This is a genomic window from Mesorhizobium sp. ORM8.1 (assembly GCF_053005525.2).
Genome location: NZ_CM132600.1, coordinates 330,665 through 351,689, shown reverse-complemented (window position 1 = coordinate 351,689; position 21,025 = coordinate 330,665). Strand labels below are relative to the sequence as shown.

Sequence of the window (21,025 nt, the reverse complement as noted above, 5' to 3'; positions counted from 1 at the left end):
ACGGAAAACGAACATAGCATTTTTTAGGTGCAAGTCAATTGCAGAGAGCGGCGACTCCGATAAGGATAGTAATGAAAAAACAATGGATGAAGCTGATCGGCTAGAGGCTTGCAGAGAAGGCTATTTGCGGTGAATCGATGCTTAAGTCTAACTAAGTAATCTATGACTTATGACCGATGTATCGCTCTGGTTCAAAGCAGTTCTGCTCGACTGCCATCGGTCAGGGTCGACTCGGGCGTGACCCGTTGTGGAGCACCCTTAGCGATGTCCGTGCTCCGGCCACCCAATCGCGATTGATACGATGTCGGACAGCGACGGGTCGACGTCCCCACCCATTGGTCGCACTTTCCTTCGATGTTTTGATGCGACATTTGCGCATTCATCATCCCGGTTGCATAGCTCTCGCATACGATGTCTGTGGCACGAAGACTACGAGAGGTCGATCAATATAGTAAATGAAATAGTAAAGAAACTTGATCTTCGAGTGCAAATATTTCAAAAAAAATCATTACATAAATATCTAAATAGCTAAGAAGGTAAATAGCTAAGAATAATTTTGTTTTTTGCCACTTTGCAATGGAGACTGCTTACTGATATTGTTATTATTATTATGTCAAATATTCAGGAGGATGTCATGGCGCTGGAAACAAGAGCGACGCCTATATCGATCTTCATTGAGGGCAGATTGAAAGAATTGGACCTAAATTATCGAGACGTTGCGCTAATGACTGGGTTCTCCAACGAGCACGCAGTTTATTTGATGATGCGCGGAGAGGCGAAAGTTCCCATCGATTGCGTTCCTGCACTAGCGGAAGTTCTCTGCAGCGATGCGGCCGGCCTCCTCGACTTGGCATTGCGGCAGTTCGTTCCCTCCGAACTTTTAGAGGACCTGCGCAGGCTCAACCCGGATGCTGCTCAAGCGCCAAACGTGCAGGCGCGCATCGGTTCACTCCAGCATGCCTCTGACCAAGCCGACGCAGGGGCTACATCCGAAGGAATAGCCAGGCTTAGGCCGGCTGTTCCATGCCGTCCCCGCTTCACTCCGGAAAACGACTGATGGTCGCACTCGGTGGGTCTCTGCTGCTTGGGCATCGGGGTGGGATAGAAAAAAGCGCCACGCTTGAACCCGAAACATGCCGAGGAAAAGCGTATGAATTGAGATCTTTTAGGTCCCAAGGCGCGGTCACGGCGGCAGTTCCAGCGCCGCGGCCGCTTCCACGAAGTAGATGATGTCTCGTGCGCTCGGATGTGAAGCAATTGAGAGGCGTGGCGTTGACGATCACAGGTGCCACGGTTGGCCCGAGGCGACGCCCACCCGGTTTTGGTGCGTGATTGACAGTTGCCCACCTGCCAGTTCAATCCCCATCCTTGAGTTATCCGGAACCGCCACTGCCTGGAAGACGAAACGCAGGGCCAAATTGCTCCGATGGTTAGCGTCGCTCCGGGCGAGCCAGATGCCCGGCCGCAAGCGGGCGATCGGGACCACAGCGCCAATGCTGGTGCCCCTGCGCCCCGACGAGTGCTGAGGACTTCGTGTCGGACCAGCTCACCAACGGGCGCCGCTTCCGCATACTGGCGATCGTCGACGGCTGCACGAGAGAGCGCCTGGCCCTCATCATTGATACGTCTCTCGGGCATGCGGGTTGCCCGCGAATTGGATGGCTCATCGCCGAGCGCGGCCGGCCCAGGATGATCGTCAGCGACAATGGCAGCGAGTTCACCTCGAACGTCATCTTTCTTGGGCGGGTCAGAACCGCACTACATTGCGCCCGGCAAGCCGATGCAGAATGGACCATAGAGAGCTTCAACGGCCGACTGCGCGATGAACTGCTCATGAGACGCTGTTTACCTCGCTGGCTCAGGCGCGCGTAGCCATCGCCCTATGGCGCTGTTGTGATGCAACATATGCGCATCCATCATCCCGGTTGCCCCAAGAAGAGCTGCCTCACCATAGCTGCGCGAGTCAGTGCCAAAAACTGGAGGGGCCGGAAACTGGGTGCTGCCGTTGGCATCGAATTGCAAAAATATATCCGGCATTCCCTCACTGACTACGACGAGCTGCTCCGGTCCAAGATGATGACGCGCAATGAAGCACGATCTTACATTGCGCCGCAGGTCCAGGAGGTTCTTCGCGAGTGGCGCAAGCCCGGACTAAAACTTCGCCTGGTGCGACCGGACCGGGAAGATTGAAGACCCAATGAAGCATGCAGGTAGGGGGAAGCTATTGTTCGTAATGACCGCTCATCAGGCTGCGATCAGTTCAGCCCTCTGAGTTCACCCCATAGTTCTAGAAGTCGGCGCGGTAGTGGTCGATGCTGCGGAGGTCGGTGCCGGCGGCAGACGCTCGGTGGCCGCACCATCAGCTGCTCCAGCCCGCATGCGGCAGCGCCCTGGTTCCCGAGACATCTTGTGAGGCTCGCAATGCTAGGCTGGACCGGGGGTTCCGGTGTCCCCTTTAGTGGGGCCAATTCAGCTTTGTTCATCTAAGGCTGAGAAGCTGGATCGCTGAGGCGGATTTGGAATGGAACCAGCCTATCGCTCCTCTATTTCCAGCTCGACCTGGCCAACCGTCCATCAATTGGAGCTAGCACCAGAGTCTGATCGCCGACGAGCGGAACAGGGTCATCGCATCACGTTACCCCGCTGCGTCAGTATCCACGAGGGCATCGTTGATCACATCTGCCAAATCACTTCCAACTCGCTGAAACCCGAGGAGCCGCGCCACCGCGCGGATCAAGTCTTCGGGGGCATGTCACCACTTTCCGAACGGATCCGTTGAGCTGCGGCGGCTATTTCCATGGGTGGAAGATAGGCGGCCTTCAGCAGACTACCGGTCTCGGCAATTCGGTCCCGCAATGGCGGGTTTTGGTTTTGCCCTTCTGTCAAAAGAAACGGTCCCGCCCACTTCAGGGCGTGGTCTCTCTGCGTGGCAAGACGCGCGGCACGGCCGGCTGCTTCAACAATACGGTTGCCAGCCCGGGACTTGCCGAACGCCGATGTTATGCGCCTTGCCACCTCGTCGATGTGGATCGGCCCTTCGACCCCGACGATCTTCACGATGAGGTCGGCGAGCTGGGCAATAGGTGCCTCGTGGGGTTCGAGGCTGGACCGCACGGAAAGCTCGGCGCGGACATAAGCCGGAACCGTCAAGGTAAGGTGGTCGATTTCGATCGATTGCTCCGCAATGTCCTGCTCCAGCGGCGCAGGCCGGAAAGCCCCGTGATTTGCACCACGCACGCGAGTGCCGTCCTCAACCGCCAGCCTCGCTCGGTCAAGTGCTGCGGACAGCCGTTGAATCTCACGGGCACGATGATGGAACCAGTCGGTGCTCCAGATGCGATGGAAACCCCAACCGAGGTTCTCCAGGACATCCTGACGCAAGCGATCACGCTCACGTGCCCACAGGGCGGCATGGTAGGCGGCACCGTCGCATTCCACCGCCAACAGATATTGCCCCGGACGATCGGGATGACGCACCCCAAGGTCGATCCGGAACCCAGCTGTCCCGACCTGTGGATCGGCCAGATAGCCGAGTGAGCGGATTGCTGCGGCGACATCTTCCTCGAACGGGCTGTCTGCATCGAGCGCGCTTGCCACGCGCTCCTCCATTATTCCGGTCTTGGCAAAGTCGAGGAAGCGTTTCAAAACCCGCGGACCGTCACGTTTGCTGCGCGTCGGGTCGATAGCGCCTGGGTCGAATGAAGCGAAGACCTCGCAGCGAACTCGCGCACGGGAGAAGAGGACATTTAGTCGCCGTTCGCCACCTTCGGCATTCACTGGCCCAAAGGACATATAAGCGAGCGGCCCGTTGGGCTCCTGAGGTCCATAGCCCACTGAGATTAGGATGACGTCACGTTCGTCACCCTGAACGTTCTCAATGTTCTTAACGAACACATCCTCATGGCGACCCTCGCGCAGGAAGGCGTCCAGCACAGGATCGTGACGGCGCTCAAGTTCGAGCAACTCAGTCAACATGTCGGCCTGCGCCTTTGAGAAGGCAACGACTCCGAGAGAAAGGTCTGGCCATGCTCGAGCGTGTTCCGCCATCCCTCGCACGACCGCTTGTGCCTCGATCCGATTGGTTCCCTGGCGACCAAGTCCGCTACCGCCGCGCGCATATACGCCTGGAACGCGTCGGAACTTCAATCCGTAGTCATCGTCGAGTTGCAGCGGTGATGGTGGCAGAACAAGGTTATCGCCGTAGAATTCGGCATTCGACACCCGGATCAACGATGGATCGCGCGACCGATAGTGCCATTCCAACATTCGTGAACGCAGGCCGCGTGCCTCACACAGCGACAAGATGCTTTCCATGTCGGCTGCGGTGGCACCAAGCGGCGCATCCTCGTCCTCCTCTTCAATATCTTCAACATCGTCGACTAAACGGTCAAAGAATGAAGTTGGGGGTAGTTGCTTCTGGTCTCCCACCACCACGATCTGACGGGCACGGGCGACGACGCCCAAGGCATCTTCGGGGCGAATCTGGGATGCTTCATCAATTACAAGAAGGTCGACGGTCACACTGTTGGGTGGCAGGAACTGGGCGACCGAAATCGGGCTCATCAGCATTACCGGCTTGATGCGTTGCACCATGCTACCCGCATTCTTCATCACCCAGCGGATAGGTTTATGGCCCCGCTTGCGTCCGATTTCACCGCGGATGATACCCATCTCTCCCATCGTGCCGCGCGGCATCTGCTCAAAATGGCGTGACAAGATCAGGGTCTTGGCAGTCTCGATGCGATCTTTCTCCAGCTTCCGGAACAGGTGCACAAGGTCGTGCCGATCGAGCTGAGGTAACGTGTTCAATTGAGGTTGCGCGACACGTGCCGCGTTCCAGCGGGCTTCTGCGCAGGCATAGGCAAACTCACGTTCGGCTTCACGAGGCGTGAGACGCTTTTCGTCAACTGCGGTGACGATCGCCCCGGCTCCATTGCCGCATACCGTAGTGATGCTGCGCGCAAGTGCCGCCCAGTCTCCATAGCGTCCGGTGTCGGCCGCCATCCGGGAAAACGCGTTGGCCAGTTCGGATAGTGGAGCCGTCTCGAGCGAATTGCCGATTTCCGCCTGCGCAAGGTCGAGCCGCAATCGGGAAATCGGTGCCTCCACACTAGCGCGGCAGGCCTCGTTGCGCTCCTTGAGGTCGCTCGCCGTGCGGCGCGAATCTGGAAATGCGATAAGCCCTTCCGCCACGTTAGCTGCCTCTGTAACGGCCCCCGAATGTTTGATCCCTGCCAACCATTCGCTGACGGCAAGAAGAGCCGCGAAAGGTGTGCGCTCACCGCGCCACTCGGCTCCAAGGACCGTCTGCAGCCAGCCCTCTTCCTCAGCCAGGCGTTTGCGTCGAACCTGGACTTCTGCCAGTTCGTCAACCAGTGCCAGTCGCTCTGCGGGTGCTCTAGGCAGCGGGCTTGATAGAAGGCTCGCCAGTTCGCCCGAAGCGCGGCGATAGCGGCCGAGTAGCCGTGCAAATAAGGACCTTTGACCGCGCACGATTGCCTGCCGCATCACGCCGAGACTGGCGTTCCAAGCCGGAGTTGCAAACTTTCCAGCTGCGGCGGTTTGAGCCTCCGCCCAGCTCGCTCCAGCCTGCAGCGCCTCGCTTTGTCGAGGCTGGTCCGCATTCGGGAACAGCACAGCCGCTGATGCCGCTGCTCCAGTGGGGGCCGATCCAAACGCTTCAATCCCTGTGCTCATAGCCGAGATCTCGGCCAGGGTTCGCGGTTCAGGTTGGTGAAGTTTCTGCGCAAGATGCATCGCCACGCTGCAGAGGTCCGAGATCGCATTCGTCGCGCCGGTCAACTCGCTCCCGAGGCGCATCAAATCAGTTGGTTGCAGATCGAGCTCCATGGTTCCGCGGAATGGGTGCGCTTCTGGCGGCCCTGCCGTTTCGAGCGCCGCGACGAAGCCGGATATAGCCGCCAACGCCCGCTGGCGTGCCTCTCGTGTCAGTGTCCCCAGACCATGCTCCGAAATCGAGGGTGCGTTTGCCCCCTGGCCGATGAAGCCAATGATTTCCGAGATTGCGCGGAAGGGGCTCTCGTTGCTCGGCGGAAGAGGGTGTGCAAAAGGGTCGTGATCCGGTTCAGCTCGTCGCGAGTGAGGCGAAGCTGGGCAGGATCGGCGGCCCCCGGCAAAGCACGCGCACTGGCCATGAGCGTTCGGCCGAGTTCCTGCGCCAGAGCCTTCTTGTTGGCCGTGCGCGAATGTAGTTCAAGGCAGATGTCGCGCAGTCCTGCCTTTACCAGACGGTCATGCACGACCGAAAGCGCAGCCATTTTCTCGGCGACGAAAAGCACTGACTTTCCGTCGTGGGCCGCCGCCGCAATGATGTTGGTGATGGTCTGCGACTTACCAGTTCCCGGCGGACCTTGCACCACCAAGCTTGCACCTCTCCGGACTTCTTCGATGACCTTGGTCTGCGACGCATCGGCGTCGATCACCTGAATGATTTGGGCCGGATCAAGGTGATCGTCGAGTCTGTCCCCGGATCCAAAGAGCGGGGTATCCGCCTCGAACCCGTCTGCCAGAAGTCCGGCAAGCAAATCGTTGTCGGCGAGCGAGCCATCCGGCCAATTCGCCTGGTCTAGGTCACGGTGCATGAGGAGCTTGGCGAAGGAGAAGAAGCCGATCTGCATCCCGTCGGCATCGATTGACCAGCCCGATTGTGCTGAAACCGTTTCTCCCACAAGCGCGAAATACTGCGCCGGGCTCCATCCTTCGATCTCGTCGATCTCCGGCAGGACGATCCCGAAATCCTGCCTCAGCCGCTCCTGCAGGGGCAGGTTCGTGGTGATGTCATCGTCGCGGGACAAGATATCGAAAGTCGAGGTGCGCTCGTTGCGCACCAGCTGCACCGGCAGGAGGACCAGCGGCGCCTCACGCTGAATTTCGGATGTCGGGCTCTCGCGCCAGCGGAGGAAGCCCATGGCCAGATAAAGGATGTTGAGACCCTGTTCTTCTTCCGCCGTCTTCGCATCATGAGCCAGCCGCAGTAGACGCCGTGCCAGCGCTTCCGGCCCAAGGGGCGTCTCGATAAAATTGTCGCCATACCGTTCGGGACCGGCTTCGCGATCATCGTCGGGCGAGGCGAGCAGCATTTCGTGCCCCTCCTCCGCCTTGTCCTTGCCCATCGCCTTGAAGCGCATGCGCTTACCCTGAATGCGCAGGAGCGCGAAAATGTCGTCCGAGCGTTCGTTGATCACGTTCAGACAGTTCGCCCGCTGATTGGCCCTGTTGACGTGGATCAGCCGGTTTCGCGTTCCGGTTTCGAGGAGCTTGCGCCTGGCCGCTTCCAGAACCCTAGAAATCGCCTTTGTATTGACTTCAAGCATTAGTCTGATCGCGAAATTCAGGATTGTGGATCGAAAATATTCGGGCGCCGTCAACGGCACAGTTGTCGCCGTGCTTCGCGCGCATCATTAAGGCGTTAGCCACCCCAAGCCCCTCTTTCTTTTTGTCTGATCTAGCCTAGGTTGTCGCCACTGTTGGAATCAAGTGTTTGCTAGAATGATCACAGGTGAATTGCGTTCAGTTGCCGCCTGGAAGTCCTTTTGGGTCAGCAGAATAGCCAACCCGCGCTTCACGCCAACCGCCAGTGTTTTTCAATCGCATTAATGGGACGAACACGCCTCGGTCTGGAACAGAGCGACTTTCGGTGTCGACATCCTGGAGCACGGGATCGCCGAACGCGGGTAGGCGCCAAAAGCGTGCAATTCGAAATCCGGTGATGAGGGCGCACGTTTATGTTGCCGGGATCTCAAGCCCTTTTGGCCACTTCTGATGATCGGCCAGACCTGCCACGTCCCCCAAGAAAAAAGACGAATAGCGTCATAAGCGAATCCGACGCGATGCAAGCATCACGCAATCATTCAAGTATCAAGTGCGAGTTGAACATCCTGAACGCAGTGGCCGGTGCGCAGGATTATGAGGCGCCCCTTGACTTCGAATCATGCGCTGCGGGCTAGAGGGTCCCTTGAGAAGTGTCCTCCCAGCCTCGCTCGACTTGGATGGCCTCTATCCGAGTCGCATCAACCTAGCGACAGGCACTTCCGGGCTCGGGCCGTTTTCGTCTCGTCGGCTCGGTGTCGTCACAGATCTCCGTGCATGTGCTTCGAGCCAAGCCACAGTAAGTCATAATTCACTCATGTATATATTCGACGGAGAAATCATGTTTAGAGTGAAAATTCTACCTTGTAAGCTATATACTAAGATTAATTATCCAATGATAAGGAAGTCAACTTGGGTCGTTTGACGGGAAAATCGCAATCCGCTATCGCGGTCTGATATGGATTGCCAAATTTTTGGACAAACGCATCTATGAACTGAGCCATCGAAAGAGCCAAAGGGACATAGCCAGAGAGATCGGGCTTGTTAACGACAACGTCGTTTCGATGTTGAAAAACGGTCGATCAAGGTTCCGCTACATCGCGTTGTGAGCATCGGCAAGGCACTAGAAACCGATCATCGTGAGATGTTTGTCTTGGCGCTCACGCAGCACGGCAATGAACAGGACCGCGCAGCTTTTCGGGAAATCGTGGGTGAGTTCTCAGCAAACGAGCGGGAGATCATCGGCGTGATCCGCAAGTTCTCGAAGGGAGCGGATCCGAACTATCGGTCGTGTTTAGAAAGATACAACGCGCCCTCTTTGGTGGTGTGGGCGGCAGGAAGATTGACCAAAGATCTTGAGTAACGCCAAGGCCGAAACCCGATCAGTCTGATCCGCCGAGTTTGACCCTTCTCGGACCATGTGTCGGAGAAACCGAACGCCCACCCGACTTTAACCGGGCCTGGGCTGGCATAGCCTCACGCGGTTCAACACTATTTCGCGGCGGGTTTCATTCGGAAGATGACGTCCTGCACTGCAGCAAATGCGAGGCCTGTCACGCCGCCCACCGCTAATGCCATAGCGGGAGTCTTCTTGGCGAAATCGTTCAAAAGCATGCTGCCAAGACCAACTTGGATCGCATCATAAGCGAGCAGGAAGGCAAATATGAAAGAGATTCCGACGGTGATGAGCAGCCGCTGCCCGGGTCGCCATCGACTGGGGTCCATGTTCAACAATTGCTCGTAGGAAAGGCCGGCCTGCATTCGAAGAGCGAACTCGCCCCAGACACAAATGGCAGCGCCCGCTGGGATCCAGAAAGCAGCGAGGATCCAAGCGAAGAGCGGATCATAGGGTTGGCCAGTAGCTGGCCGACTGAGCCAGCCAAAAGCGCTCGTGAGAAACACAACTGCACCGACAATCAAAGGGATTACTCCGAAAACTACGAGCAGTAATGTGTATTCTCTTAAACGCTTACTTCGAATATTGTGAGCGTAGTCCAAAATCGTCTCTCGTGCCTCGACGAGGTTAGCTCGTCCGTCTTCAATACTAAACGTTGTCCCGCGCATGCCGCGGTCAGCTGCTTCGTGGAGCAGCAAGAATATATCTTTTCGTTCCCTTTCATCATCCTCAAATAATACCGAAACAACACGCGCAGTGCGTTCATAATCCTGTCGCAGCAAAAGTAGTTCATCAGGCGGTTTCGGCGCGTCAAGCGCAGCAATGAAGACTAGTCGTCTTGGGTTTTCAACCGATGGGGCGAAGATGATTTCTTTGTAGAAACACGGCCTCTGTTCGGCGGCCATACTCACGTCACCTGCGTCAGGGGGTAGTGGTTCTTTTATCATCGCTTTTTGGGAGGTTTGTAGTCTTCATTTCGAACAATGGACTCGACGTTAAGGTCACCGCCGGCTCGCACCTTACCGACCCTCACACCACTCACCTGGCCGCTCACCATCACGTCATCGCGGAAGGACCGGGGTTCCAGCCGGAGCTTCACCTTGTGCTTCGCCTCGCCGCGCTCCTGCCAGGCGTCAGAGATGTCGAGGAACCACTTCCCCGCGCTGCCAGTCCCTTCTGTAACCTTGAACGATATGGCGAGTTCGACCTCCACGTTACCGGTAATATCGTGCTGTGTGAAAATTTCGGCCAGTTGTGAACGAAGATCACCGAACGCTTCCGCGACGGTCACATTCTTCGCCGGCACATCTTTTTTGATTGCCATCTCCCGCCTATCCTAGGGTAGAAGTAGAAAGAACGAACTGTGGCCCAGTTTATCCAAAGTTTCAAGCGCGCGCGGTATGCGGTCTCGGTTCTAGTGCTTGAAAAGGATATCCCGTATTCGATACTTTATGCGAATGAAAGGACGTTAGTGCGTCGAGCAAATGGTATCGATGGTCTCTCAGCAGATGTCTTGCTGGCACTATCTCGCGGATCCCGGAAGCAGGCGCTAACAGCAAGGTTCCACACATCTCAGCCCCTGGCGGTAGCCAGTCGGTTGAGCTTCGACCTAGGTGCGCTCAAGCGCTAGCGATCGCCAGAGCATGGTGCCTAGGTTCGGTCAATGCCGCAGGCGGGTGGGGTCGGCGACGTAAGCGCACTGCACAGAGGCATCATGACGGCAATCTGTGTCGGTCCTAGGTGCCATTGGAGGAAGCCGACGAGGATCACCTCGATTTCGGGGAACCAATCGACTTTATTCGCGAGACTGGATGAGCCCCATAGATGGAAGTCCTAGGTTTTCCATGGTTAGATCTAGGGGATGCCTTTTGTTGCCGGAGCAAAAATTTCACCAATGCACCGCTCCGTGTGGGACGCTGAACGGAAGACAAGCGCAGGGCCGTAAAATACGCGTAACGGATAACGGATAACGGCTTCGGCGACTCGACTGAGGACGCCATCAAGAACGAGGCACTACCATGAACACCGCCATCGGCAGCGCGATCCTCAACCCGACCTCCGAGGCCGAGCAGGAGGCAATCATAATCCAGCATGCGGACGATCAGGCGATGATCCGGGCTCTCCAACACGGCTACGCCGTTGAGCAGTCGCTCGACTGGGACGTCCAGAACTGGGACAGGATCACCATGGATAAGCCCGAGCAGACGATTAAATGGCTGCAGGAGCGCAACACCAATCCCGACGTCGTGATCACGCCTTCCGACTATCGAACGCACGCCCGGCGCTTGGCTGCAAGCCTGCTTTTGATGGTCAGCAAAGACCTTTCCGTCCAGCACGATCACCGAGCCGCCAATGAGGACAAGTGGGATAAGAATCAGCGGAGCGAATACTGGCGCTGTGTGGCGATCTGTTCGAGCGCCTGGGGTGAGCAGGCATGACGCTCACAGACATCATCGATACCATGGACCGCGCCAGGCTGCCGGCCGTCCTCACCTATCCCGGCTCGGCGCACGAATGGTCGGTCACCGTGGACAATAAGGACTGGCTTGAGCTCTTCCGCACGAATGAGGCTCACCTGCGCGACGGCTGGACAAATGCTCACCCAGGAAGAAATGGCCCGCGACGACTGGCATGTGGTGTATCGATGAGCGTCTACTGATCCGACGTCTATGATCCAAGCCTCCCATCTGCGCCAGCTCCTCAAGTCCATAGATGGCATGTGGCAGCTCTCGCCCGCCGATGAGAGGGAGCGCGAGGAAATTCAGGCTGATCTGACCAAGGTGGAGGAAGAGCTCGAGAATCTTCTCGCCGGCGGTGACCCACTTCAACGCGAATTGCTGGAGCGGCAGGAATGAATCTGACGCTGGAAGTTCTGGACCGCCTGAGCAAGTTGGAGGAGCGCCGAGCTTCGGCCGGCGCGGCCTAATGTTCGTCAGGGCCGTGCGCGCGAGACACAGGAGATGCACTAAGTATAGAGCATGCTATGCCTGCGCTGCTACAATCGGCGGTGCGGTCAAAATCCGCTTCTCACGGCATTCAAGGTCCGTATCAAATCGTCCGCTTTTACGTCAGCAAGCGCCTGCTTCGCCGCAGCCTTAGTATCCGCTCCCGGAATTTTTCCTGGAGCGGGACCCTCCACGAAGGCAATCGATAGTTTATTCGTATAAACCCTGCCAATTTTACCGAATCCTCCTGGTCCACTGCCCTCTTTCATTGTCCAGGTTGGTCCGACTCCACTGAGATTCTCAGTCAGAGTAAAGGTAATCGTTTTCCCGAATTGTCCTGATGCGCCTGCCTTGCTTTTGTCAACGCTATGCAGCGGCATGTTAGCAGACACTACAGATTGTAGGTCCAGATCTCCCGCAAGGTTGCTCGTCGCTTGAGGGCAATCCAAATAGGAATCTTTATGTTTCAATGCGTCCATTGTCTCAGCAACAGAGAAGAACATGGTGGCGCTCATGTTGTCGTCTCTGCTTCCAGACAGTTCGGCGCCTATGCCAAATTTGAACAGGCGACCTGCCGTAAGCGCGTGCGTATATCCGAACGTCGGGGTCGCTCCGACTGATTGAGTTACTCCTAGGTTCAATGAAGATGCTATTTCGTAGTTGCCTGTTATGAACGAGTCTCTGTGATTATAAACCTTACCATCTTTACTTTGAGACTGATCCCGTAACATGTCAGCAATCTCGCATTGAATGCGGGTGGCGATATCGGTGAGGTCAGGCTCATTATTAGTGTATTTAACGTCGTAGTGCGGACTTGCGCACCCCGGCAGAATTGCGGCCGTAAAAGCCGCGCAACACCGCGCTATTAGCCGCATAAAATCCCTCCACGTAATGAGCGAAATCGGATCTGATCGTTATTTGAATGGCAGCACTATATGCACCTTCTAGCAAGGATTTGGGTCCCAAATGACCTTGCCGCGCGCGCCGATTGAACGCTTCATCGCTTCATATTGCTCTTTGGTCGATCTAATGCGAGAATCGGGGTCTCCTGGAATTACCACCAAGCAGCATCCCTGAGATGCCCCAGGAACAGAAAGCGCCACAGATTTGAAGGAAATGGATTCTGTCTTCCCGAAAACGTCCTCAATAAGCTGATGTAGCTTATCCCTGCTGATAGTTCGCCGCCGCGCCATGCATTCCTCCCAAAAATCTAGAGACATCACCTCGGCAATTGATACTGTTCCAAATGAACAGCAATTTATAATTTAGGCAACACTTCACGCTTTGGTAACGAAAAGTTGTTCGGTCAGATTCTGGTCCGTCCAGCGCTCAGAGTCTTAGGCCTGTAGTTGAAGGCGATACTTCATCGTGGGTTCGCATCGGAGCTGCTTGGGTGAATCGGGGCAGCAGCGTTTCGATGCGAGCCATAATGCCAAAGTTGCTGGCAACTTATCGCAGGCGGCCAAATTTCAAGTGAGCCACCACCTACGAGTTGACCGCATCGACTAAGGTCGATCATGTTAATGTGTGTGTGGGATTCTTTGTGATGGGCAAACTTTCATTTCAGCCGGGTGACTTTGTTCGAGTTCGATCGACGACGTGGATAGTGGATGCGCTCACCGAGGGCGGGCCAGTGCCGACGCCGGATCTGGTATCGGTGGAGGACGATTCTGCAGGGCAATGGGCTGCGTGTCGCGGTTAAGGCCGAGATCGACGAGGAAGCTTGGAACGGCCTCAGGCGCGTCGTCTCAAGGTTGTTCGTCAAGCCGAAAAATGGTCGCATCGCGGTGTAGATGATCACTTCACTCGGGGGACGACGTGATGAATGTGCCGGGGTGTAGATTATGAAAGAACAGGCTGTCGCTTTGCTAGCTCCCGTTCCAGAGGAGCATCTTCTGAGCGGACTGAAGGTGTGTGCGTCGGTGGGCAAGGTCGCCTATGGCTCACGAGCTTGGCAAGTTTTTCGCGATCTTGATATCGCCAGGGAGAGCCAGTCCGTTGACGCCTTTATTTATGCCTCGGACAGCACAAAGCTTGGCCCGCCCAAGGTGAGATGGCAGGCACGATACATTGGCCATGTCGAGGCAAAAGGGGCGCTCATCCCCAAGGCATGAAATATCGTCCGAGTTCAACGGAGAAATACCACGCTGACAATACAGGTCATTGGGCCGTGTTTTGGGAAATCTCCGACTTGACACAGCTGGGCAAGGACGATGCCATCTCAATGAATCATTTCCGCGGCTGGAGGTCGCAGAAATATTACGTGTCGTCCTTTTCGCCGGAAGGACCAATGTTGGTCGATGCGTTGTGACGAGCCTGATCGCTACTAGCTTCTCTCTCAGCGCGCGTTCCTGGCCATGAGTATGGCGAGCACATCTCATAAGTCCGACGATAAGCAAACCGGGCGGCCCTCGCGCAGCCGATCGCCGGGCAAGCGAGTGGTTGCAGGCGCAGAAGGTAAATTCCAAAAGGAATCAGCCTCAGTAAGCCGTTCTGTCCCGGATCAGCGAATCTGCTGCGCGAGCAGCTATGCAGCGAAAGCTCTGTCCGGTTCGAAGACCGTAGGCGTCCAGCTTGCGGTCGTCATGTCGTCTGCGCTGCGGCCGAGTTCGACAGTAATGAGCCGATCGCCGTTGAATGTCGGGCTCAGCTCCAACGCTAGGTAGTCGAAGAGCTGGCGGTCGTGGACGGCTAGTATGATTTGCCGTCCTTCGCGCTTGAGCGTCCTCAAAAGCGCAGCGAACTGGGCGATGTGGACGTCGTCCATGCTTTGCACGGGATCATCGATGATAATCCAGGGTAAGAGCGGCTTAGCTGAGAGGTTGAGTGCCAGGAAAAGCGTTAAAGCCGCGGTGTTCAGGTTACCCGCGCTGAGCATGGCACGCGGGTTCCCTCCCTTGCCGCCGGATCGATAGATGGTCTCGAGAACTGCCTCAACCGACCCACTGGAGGTCGTGGGCAGCGCGAACGCCGGCACGAAAGCCTCTTCTGGCGCAAGTCGGATGAATAGCTCTCGCCAAACGCTGTTCAGCTCATCATTGAAAACCTGTTTGACCTTGGTCGTGCGGAGGGCTTGCGCCCGCGTCGCCAACTCCTTGCCCCCGGCGATGCGACGTTCGGCCTCTTCACGGCGAATCCCATTCAACGTGAGTTCATCCGTCGCCGCCCTTAGCGCTGCGGTTGCATCGGTCTCGTTGCCGCGGGCAAGCGTTAGCTGGCCAAGAGTGGTTTCGATGTCGGCAAGACGCATTTTGATTTGCTGAGCCGTGGCTTCTTCACTTTCTACAAAGGCGGTCAAATCGGCGAGAGCAGCCTCGAGGGGGACATCTTCTAGAGCGGTGGGTCGGCCCAAGGCCTCGGCATGCTGTGAGAGCTCGGCTCTAAGCCCGCTCACACCGGCTTGTCTCGTATTGATAACAGAGAGTTGGCGGGCCGCCGCCGACGATTGTCTTTGCAAGACGGCGCCCTGCACGGCCGCGTCGCGCTGAGCCGCAAGGCTATTCTTCCATTCGCTGAGCTGGGCAACATCAAGTTTATTGGTGTCACGCTGGTCAGCTGAAAGAAGCTGCGCAGTCAACTCGCTCTCGCGGCGTTGAGCGAGGGTCACCGCCGCAATTGTTGCTGATCGATCTCTCACCAAGCTTTGAACTCGACCGGCGGCGAATATCAGTCGTTGCACCTCTTGGGACACATGGGCAGCCAACGGGGTGTCGGACACTTCACTAAAGTCCCGACCGCAGACCGGACAGGTTTCGTCCTCAATATGGGACGAGATGGCGGTAAGCGCCTGCGCAAGCTCCTGGTTTGCGCCTTTGTCGCGCTCTAGTTCCTCATCGATGTTTGCCAATCGCGCTCGTCCTTGCCGTAGTGACTCCTGCACATCGGCAAGCGCCTCCCCAGCGGCTTCGTCATCCTCCAACAGCTCTCTCAAGCGCTCCAACTCGGTCGTGACGAGGGTCGTGGCCAAGTCGCTCGTCGCCTCTGAGTCACCGGTGGACACTGGCAACTGAGCAAATCGCCAGCGTATCACATCGAACAGATCACGCAGTTGCTTCCCAGGTCCGCTGGTCCATGATTCCAACGCTTTGCGAGCATTCGACGCCGCTGCCTCGACAATCTGGCGCTGGTTTGTCCCGTCGCCGACAGCATCTGCCAACTGGCTCGCAGCGGCGTTCAAGTCGCGACGCCGACGCGCCAATTCGGTAAGCCGCTCCTCCACCTGTTCTTGCAATTTTTCAAGGTGAGGAGCCAAAGACGTCGCATCCAAAGACGTCCCAGGTGGGGCAAGACCATCAAGCAAGGCTCTCAACTTCTGTTCGGCTGCTGCTAGCACCTCGATGGCAGTCTTGCTGGCGCTTTCAGCGTTTGCTTTCCGCAAGGCGGGAGAGGTGCCCGACCGTGCCAACCAGTAGCGCGGCGCGGGTTCTCGAAATCTCCGCACATCGCCACTCGCGTGAAGGCCGTCAATCAGCGCATCTAGCGCTTCAAGTCCGAGTAACTCCTTCACGAACCGGGTGAGCGGGGAGTCGGTTCGCCGGCTGTCCTGATGCTCATAGATTTCGAGCAAACGTCCGAGCGCAGCTTGCGGAAGGTAGCAACGCTCAGTGAAAAATCGGCTTAGATCGTCGTTTAGCAGCGCCTTGCCCCAAATGCGCGAACCATCGCCATCCACTTCAGCGGACGTTGTGACGAGGCCAGTCGCCTCTATCCGGATGCGGCATTTTCCTGTCGCACTTTTCTTGTGCGGCAGGTATTGAGTATAGCTTGGGTCGAACCGCCCAAGGGAGGCGACAGCGCCAGTTGCTGCGAACTCTATAGCCGATAGCAGGCTCGTTTTGCCAGTTCCGTTTGGCCCATGTATTAACACGGCCGGGGCATCCAATGAGATCCTTTGCAAACCACGGATGCTCCGGAAATCTTCGACTACCAATGAGGTGAGTCGGGCATTCATCCTTCGCCCCCTTTAGCCGTCGGTTTTTCGTCGAACGGCTGCTCGACCATCCCAATAAATCGGTCGGCGACTGACCCCGCTCCGCTGGTGGCGAGGTTAATCAACTCTCGCTGCTCTGCGTTCGAAGAGGCGCGCAGTTCCTCGAGACAGTCCATGCCCCTTGCTTCAACAGGTTTGGGAAGCTTGAGTGGTAGGAGAACCGCGAGCCAATTTTTGAGGCTCGCGTCGTCCGCAGTCTCGCCAACGGGGAGGACCCGGGCATAGCGGGATAGCTGTGCTAGCGCGCCCGACTCCAGCCGGGGACCTACAAGCACCAGAGTCAGCGGTCTACGCGACCGGACGACGTCAAGCGCGCGGCCAACCCCTTCGACAATATTCTGTAGGTCTCTCGCCGTCTGAGTGGCGGAATCTCCCACAACTACCAGGTCAGGGGATGGTGATTGGCCCACGAATGCAGCTGGAGTATCGAACTTCAAGCCACCGATCTGCAGTGGAGCTGGTATACGTTGAAAACTCGCGCTCTCTAGCATGCGCGCTACGCGCTCGACGGGTGTGGTTTCGGTCATAGCGCTGCCTCTGCCTTAAATCGCTGCAGAAGAGCGTCGAGACTCACTGCGCCGTTCTTGATCGAGGATACACTCAATTCACGGAGTTGAACCTTACCCGTTCGCCCTGGCGCTCGCGTTGGATGTCGTGCAGCCCGCTCCGGTGGCTCGAAGCTGTGCACCACGACAGCGTCGTCGTCGTCGTTCAAGTGGCCGTTGACGAACATCTGCGCCGCAGCATGAGCGCTGCTCGCAAAGAAAATTTGGGAGCTAGCGGCGACGCCATTTAGGGTGATAGCGCCAGATTTAGTATCGGCTGGATTAGAGACCGCACAGGTCCAATGGCCTTGGCGTTCGCCGTGCCCGATGATCGCAAGCCCCAACGCGAGCTCAACCAGTCCCGACGAGTCGAGGTGCGGCATAGTGAGAGTCCGGGTTACGCCGACATCTGTCCATGGAACGTAGATCCCTTCATCTGCCGCTCGATCGCGACCGCGATTGAACAAGCGAATACCTCGGCCGAGCAGCGAGAGCGCAGCCTGCATAAACACCTCGTGATTGTCCACAGTCGCCGCGCCGGCGGCCAAGTCCCGCAACCGCTGCAGCCCCCGCCGCAAGTCGCCACGGTCGCCTGAGGGCAGGTGAGCAGCCCCGACGTCAATCATTGCCAGCAGTTTCGCACATATCACGTGCAGCCAAAGGGCTGGCAGTAGGGTGCTAGCGTAGGCCCTAACCAAGGACGAGATGTGGATCGCTGCCGACTGCCTCGGATAGTCGTCTCGGTAAAAGTTCTGCAGCAAAGTTCGCTGACGAACACCTATCTGATCTTCCGATACCATCACCGCGGGTGGGTGAGTTGGGAAGCTCGCAGGAAGCTGCGCCGCTGCGCGGACAAACACATCTTGGATGTTGGTGTCCTGCGCTGAAAGTCCGAGCATCAGCGTGCCTTTTGATATAGCCAGGTCCAACAGTTTTGCAGCCATGACGAAATTTTCTGCCTTGGCAGCCCACCCGTCGATTTGAGACTGTCGACCGACAATCCGCGAGCGATAGACGAGCTCGTTTTGACCCGCTAGCGCGGCGCAGCCGTGGAATTTGTAGAGTCGCGCTCTCCGAAGATTTTGTTGGACGTCAGTTGGGACCACCCTGACCTGTAGCACTACTGAGTTCAGGCCATCGACGACGCGCATCGCCTTCTCGATCAGATCGTCCCAATTGGCACTTGCACAATCCGACGCCACGCCTTCCATGATCAAAGCCGCGAGTCCGAGATGTTCAGGGCCAGGCGTCGTCGCGGGGTCGGAATACCGCTCGACGACCTTAACTCCGTTCCATACCAGGTAATCAACTTTCTGTGTGGCCGGGAACTGATCTAGCATCACAGCATAACGATCGACGAGCTGCTGCTTTATTTGTTCGATAGGCACCCAGGTCGCAACAGGGGTCGAAAAGTCGATCGCCGCTCGCTGCGCAGCGTCTAATGTCACTAGCGCGAGGATATCATTCAAACTAGCGCGAAAAGCGCAGACCGCGTTGCCCACTTCCACCTTGGAGCGGACATGCTCCAAGACAGCCTCCGCGATCCCTTTCAAGCCAAGCAATTTGCCGAGCGACACTCCAGCGCCGAGCCAGACAGCATAGCGATCGTCCGCAACGCCGTCCGAGAACTCGCGAAGGGGGCCGTCGAGCAATTGGATGGTTTCCGAGATTGAGATTTCCCAAGCCGTAGGCATGCAATTCCAGTTTTGCTAAGCCGTGCGGCACATTTGGGCATCACAGACTTTACTTTAAGTGATAGAGTTCAAGGCAACACTTTGCTATACAAGGTCGTAATATTCAAGCTCAGAGATCGCCAATCGACTTGGCGCTATCCGCGCCTACCAATGCCAGGGCATCTGGTTGCCGGTCGCGTTTAGCAACCTTATGGGGTTTGACGCCGCGTGGCCCTTGTAGCCTTGGCGAACGACTTGGCGGGAGCGGCGGCATCGCAACATTGCTCCAGCAAGGGCAGCATGCGCCGGCTAAGTGCGGTCAGGTGCGAATGCTGGCGCTCGCACCGGAGGAGCTCGCCCCCCAACTAAGCGTCTTGATGCTCGCGTCAGCGCAGGCTGAGTTGCACTCTTCGGTCGCCCTGGTGAAGTTCAGCGTGCTGGACAGAGTCAGAAAATAGCGGACCTGCTGCATTTCCATGAACTTTCGCCCCTCCGCGAAATCCGATTCGTCAGGCATAGCTAATTTGCGGCTATGCTAACGCAGGCAGAGGCCAAGGCATAGGAGGGGCTCGCGCCGGCGAAACGGTGCAGTGCGTCCGATATCGCGGCGCGCATAGCGACCAGGACGGATGTCATTTTGTTGAGCGTCACAATGTTACAAAATGACTACTAAGTCATTGATGTTATTAGAGATAACCAGAGTTCAATCCTCTCTGGAACTTGCCTGAGAGAGCGAGGGCGCCGCCACACGAAGCCTTACGGGCCGGGTTACAATTCGTGAAGCGGGACGGTTGCCCGACCGCTATATCGAAAACGTGTCGACATTACTCACACCCGCTCAGGCCGCTGCCATCCTCGCCGTCACCCCCAAGCATCTGCTTGAGCTGACGAACGAGGGCGCCTTGCGTTGGGTGAACATAGGCCTCGAAGGCAAGAGGCCGACGCGGCGTTATCGGCACTGCGATCTCACCGACTTCATTGAAAAACGGAGCCAAAAGGCATGCCGCTATACCGAAAACACGGCAAACCAGAATATACCTATGACTTCAAGCTTCGCGGTCGTCGATTTTTCGGTCCCACGGGCACGAGCAACAAACGCCAGGCGGAGCGGATCCTAGAGCAGAAGCGACAGGAGGCCTCAAGCAATCTCAAGAAGGCTGCCAGCTTCACCGCGGAAGGGCCGATGACGCTCGAGATCGCCGCTTCCCGCTATTGGCTGGAGGTGGGCCAGCACCTGGCCAACTCGGCCAATTGCTACCGCTTTATCGGCTGGATCCTCGACCATTTTGGGAAGCACGTCACGCTCGACAAGATCACGGATTCAATGATCGCCGCAATGGTGTCTCGGCGTCGTGGCGATGGCGTCAGCAACGCCACCGTGAACCGCACGGCGGCGGTGCCCCTGCGGGGGATCATGACGCGCGCGAAGAAGACTTGGAAGGTGCCCGTCAGCGATATCGACTGGGGCAGGCATATGCTCAAAGAACCGAAGGAACGGATCCGCGAAGCGAGCCAGGATGAAGAGCGACGTCTGCTCGATGCAATGCGAGGTGACTACGCGCCGGCCGTTCGCTTTGCACTGCTGACGGGGTGTCGCCGTATGGAGATCGTCGATCTGATGTGGTCGAGCGTCGACTTCATCGGCAGGACAATCACCGTCAGGGGGAAGGGGGACAAGACCAGAATCCTCCCAATGACCGACTCCGTGCACACGCTCCTTTGGTCGCTGAAGGGCAACCATGCGGTTTCAGTGTTCACGTATGTTGCTCGAAGGACCAACAAGCGCCTTAAGCTCGAGAGAGGCCTGCGATATCCGATCACGATGGAAGGTTTCAAGACGGCCTGGCGACGCTATCGAGACAAATCGGGCGTTGAGAACTTCCGGTTTCATGATACGCGCCACACCGCGGCGACAAGGACCTTGCGCACCGGCAACATGAAGATCGTCCAGCGGATGCTCGGCCATGAAGACATTGCCACCACGGCCAAATATGCGCATGTGATGATCGAAGATATGCGTGTGGCCATGGAAGCAGCCAATCACACCGGAAATCACACCGGACGAGAAGAGAAGGCTGCTAAAACCTTGAAAATTCGGAAGAAATCGGCCTGAGCAACCTTGACCCCCAGTCAAGTGCGCTACCGGG

Annotated in this window: 17 protein-coding genes; 9 read left to right on the top strand and 8 right to left on the bottom strand. The window is 57.1% G+C overall.

The genetic code is table 11. The features are described from left to right. Window positions 1–556: 556 nt before the first annotated feature. The 3 genes from ACVDG8_RS01785 to ACVDG8_RS01775 all read left to right on the top strand — a co-directional run bounded on the left by ACVDG8_RS01785 (window position 557) and on the right by ACVDG8_RS01775 (window position 2,190). A complete protein-coding gene (locus ACVDG8_RS01785; RefSeq protein ID WP_447253142.1) occupies window positions 557–1,057 on the top strand; it encodes a hypothetical protein in 501 nt (166 codons plus the stop codon). Window positions 1,058–1,533: 476 nt separating this feature from the next. Further along, complete coding sequence (locus ACVDG8_RS01780) at window positions 1,534–1,872, top strand: hypothetical protein (protein ID WP_455707505.1); 339 nt, start codon at window positions 1,534–1,536, stop codon at window positions 1,870–1,872. 24 nt (window positions 1,873–1,896) lie between these two features. Continuing rightward, entirely contained in the window at window positions 1,897–2,190 is a 294-nt protein-coding gene (locus ACVDG8_RS01775) for a DUF2293 domain-containing protein (RefSeq protein ID WP_455707504.1), read from the top strand. Between the two features lie 543 nt (window positions 2,191–2,733). Here ACVDG8_RS01775 and ACVDG8_RS01770 read toward each other — a convergent pair. Then, a complete protein-coding gene (locus ACVDG8_RS01770; RefSeq protein WP_455707503.1) occupies window positions 2,734–5,757 on the bottom strand; it encodes a DUF3320 domain-containing protein in 3,024 nt (1,007 codons plus the stop codon). A gap of 191 nt (window positions 5,758–5,948) precedes the next feature. Beyond that, window positions 5,949–7,334, bottom strand: a complete 1,386-nt coding sequence (locus ACVDG8_RS01765) for a DUF4011 domain-containing protein (protein ID WP_455707502.1) — start codon at window positions 7,332–7,334, stop codon at window positions 5,949–5,951. 1,100 nt (window positions 7,335–8,434) lie between these two features. On the opposite strand from ACVDG8_RS01765, the gene ACVDG8_RS01760 reads away from it, so the two are divergent. Next, the gene (locus tag ACVDG8_RS01760) at window positions 8,435–8,692 is read left to right on the top strand and encodes a hypothetical protein (RefSeq protein WP_447253140.1); all 258 of its coding nucleotides are present in this window, start codon (window positions 8,435–8,437) and stop codon (window positions 8,690–8,692) included. A 128-nt stretch (window positions 8,693–8,820) separates the two neighbouring features. Here ACVDG8_RS01760 and ACVDG8_RS01755 read toward each other — a convergent pair whose 3' ends face one another. Then, entirely contained in the window at window positions 8,821–9,630 is an 810-nt protein-coding gene (locus ACVDG8_RS01755; protein ID WP_447253139.1) for a hypothetical protein, read from the bottom strand. 38 nt (window positions 9,631–9,668) lie between these two features. Then, complete coding sequence (locus tag ACVDG8_RS01750; protein ID WP_447253138.1) at window positions 9,669–10,049, bottom strand: hypothetical protein; 381 nt, start codon at window positions 10,047–10,049, stop codon at window positions 9,669–9,671. A gap of 694 nt (window positions 10,050–10,743) precedes the next feature. Between ACVDG8_RS01750 and ACVDG8_RS01745 the strand changes: the two genes are divergently transcribed. The 3 genes from ACVDG8_RS01745 to ACVDG8_RS01735 are packed head-to-tail and all read left to right on the top strand — an operon-like array spanning window position 10,744 to window position 11,580. Beyond that, window positions 10,744–11,163, top strand: a complete 420-nt coding sequence (locus tag ACVDG8_RS01745) for a hypothetical protein (protein WP_447253137.1) — start codon at window positions 10,744–10,746, stop codon at window positions 11,161–11,163. Beyond that, window positions 11,160–11,384, top strand: a complete 225-nt coding sequence (locus ACVDG8_RS01740; protein WP_447253136.1) for a hypothetical protein — start codon at window positions 11,160–11,162, stop codon at window positions 11,382–11,384. Before ACVDG8_RS01745 ends, ACVDG8_RS01740 begins: the two co-directional genes overlap by 4 nt. A 10-nt stretch (window positions 11,385–11,394) precedes the next feature. Next, window positions 11,395–11,580, top strand: coding sequence for a hypothetical protein (locus ACVDG8_RS01735; protein ID WP_447253135.1), 186 nt, complete (start codon window positions 11,395–11,397; stop codon window positions 11,578–11,580). Window positions 11,581–11,738: 158 nt separating this feature from the next. Here the strand turns inward: ACVDG8_RS01735 and ACVDG8_RS01730 are convergent, their stop codons facing one another. Then, the gene (locus ACVDG8_RS01730) at window positions 11,739–12,185 is read right to left on the bottom strand and encodes a hypothetical protein (RefSeq protein ID WP_447253134.1); all 447 of its coding nucleotides are present in this window, start codon (window positions 12,183–12,185) and stop codon (window positions 11,739–11,741) included. Between the two features lie 1,329 nt (window positions 12,186–13,514). Here ACVDG8_RS01730 and ACVDG8_RS01725 point away from each other — a divergent pair. Next, the gene (locus tag ACVDG8_RS01725) at window positions 13,515–13,784 is read left to right on the top strand and encodes a hypothetical protein (protein ID WP_455707501.1); all 270 of its coding nucleotides are present in this window, start codon (window positions 13,515–13,517) and stop codon (window positions 13,782–13,784) included. A 413-nt stretch (window positions 13,785–14,197) separates the two neighbouring features. Here ACVDG8_RS01725 and ACVDG8_RS01720 read toward each other — a convergent pair whose 3' ends face one another. From ACVDG8_RS01720 to ACVDG8_RS01710, 3 genes are all read right to left on the bottom strand, one after another. Then, entirely contained in the window at window positions 14,198–16,621 is a 2,424-nt protein-coding gene (locus ACVDG8_RS01720) for an AAA family ATPase (protein ID WP_447253131.1), read from the bottom strand. Beyond that, complete coding sequence (locus ACVDG8_RS01715) at window positions 16,618–16,776, bottom strand: hypothetical protein (RefSeq protein WP_455707500.1); 159 nt, start codon at window positions 16,774–16,776, stop codon at window positions 16,618–16,620. The genes ACVDG8_RS01720 and ACVDG8_RS01715 overlap by 4 nt, the downstream gene beginning before the upstream one ends. 407 nt (window positions 16,777–17,183) lie before the next feature. Continuing rightward, entirely contained in the window at window positions 17,184–18,899 is a 1,716-nt protein-coding gene (locus tag ACVDG8_RS01710; RefSeq protein WP_447253130.1) for an SIR2 family protein, read from the bottom strand. Window positions 18,900–19,878: 979 nt separating this feature from the next. On the opposite strand from ACVDG8_RS01710, the gene ACVDG8_RS01705 reads away from it, so the two are divergent. Further along, window positions 19,879–20,991: a tyrosine-type recombinase/integrase gene (locus tag ACVDG8_RS01705; protein ID WP_447253129.1), complete on the top strand. Its 1,113-nt coding sequence runs from the start codon at window positions 19,879–19,881 to the stop codon at window positions 20,989–20,991. The last annotated feature ends 34 nt before the right edge of the window (window positions 20,992–21,025 follow it).

Excerpts from the sequence above, each read along its gene's own strand:
- ACVDG8_RS01710 (WP_447253130.1), bottom strand. The coding sequence starts at position 18,899 with ATGCCTACGGCTTGGGAAATCTCAATCTCGGAAACCATCCAATTGCTC.
- ACVDG8_RS01705 (WP_447253129.1), top strand. The coding sequence starts at position 19,879 with ATGCCGCTATACCGAAAACACGGCAAACCAGAATATACCTATGACTTC.
- ACVDG8_RS01730 (WP_447253134.1), bottom strand. The coding sequence starts at position 12,185 with ATGAGCGCCACCATGTTCTTCTCTGTTGCTGAGACAATGGACGCATTG.
- ACVDG8_RS01770 (WP_455707503.1), bottom strand. The coding sequence starts at position 5,757 with ATGCATCTTGCGCAGAAACTTCACCAACCTGAACCGCGAACCCTGGCC.
- ACVDG8_RS01775 (WP_455707504.1), top strand. The coding sequence starts at position 1,897 with ATGCAACATATGCGCATCCATCATCCCGGTTGCCCCAAGAAGAGCTGC.
- ACVDG8_RS01745 (WP_447253137.1), top strand. The coding sequence starts at position 10,744 with ATGAACACCGCCATCGGCAGCGCGATCCTCAACCCGACCTCCGAGGCC.
- ACVDG8_RS01740 (WP_447253136.1), top strand. The coding sequence starts at position 11,160 with ATGACGCTCACAGACATCATCGATACCATGGACCGCGCCAGGCTGCCG.
- ACVDG8_RS01720 (WP_447253131.1), bottom strand. The coding sequence starts at position 16,621 with ATGAATGCCCGACTCACCTCATTGGTAGTCGAAGATTTCCGGAGCATC.
- ACVDG8_RS01735 (WP_447253135.1), top strand. The coding sequence starts at position 11,395 with ATGATCCAAGCCTCCCATCTGCGCCAGCTCCTCAAGTCCATAGATGGC.
- ACVDG8_RS01765 (WP_455707502.1), bottom strand. The coding sequence starts at position 7,334 with ATGCTTGAAGTCAATACAAAGGCGATTTCTAGGGTTCTGGAAGCGGCC.
- ACVDG8_RS01755 (WP_447253139.1), bottom strand. The coding sequence starts at position 9,630 with ATGGCCGCCGAACAGAGGCCGTGTTTCTACAAAGAAATCATCTTCGCC.
- ACVDG8_RS01715 (WP_455707500.1), bottom strand. The coding sequence starts at position 16,776 with ATGGACTGTCTCGAGGAACTGCGCGCCTCTTCGAACGCAGAGCAGCGA.
- ACVDG8_RS01750 (WP_447253138.1), bottom strand. The coding sequence starts at position 10,049 with ATGGCAATCAAAAAAGATGTGCCGGCGAAGAATGTGACCGTCGCGGAA.
- ACVDG8_RS01725 (WP_455707501.1), top strand. The coding sequence starts at position 13,515 with ATGAAAGAACAGGCTGTCGCTTTGCTAGCTCCCGTTCCAGAGGAGCAT.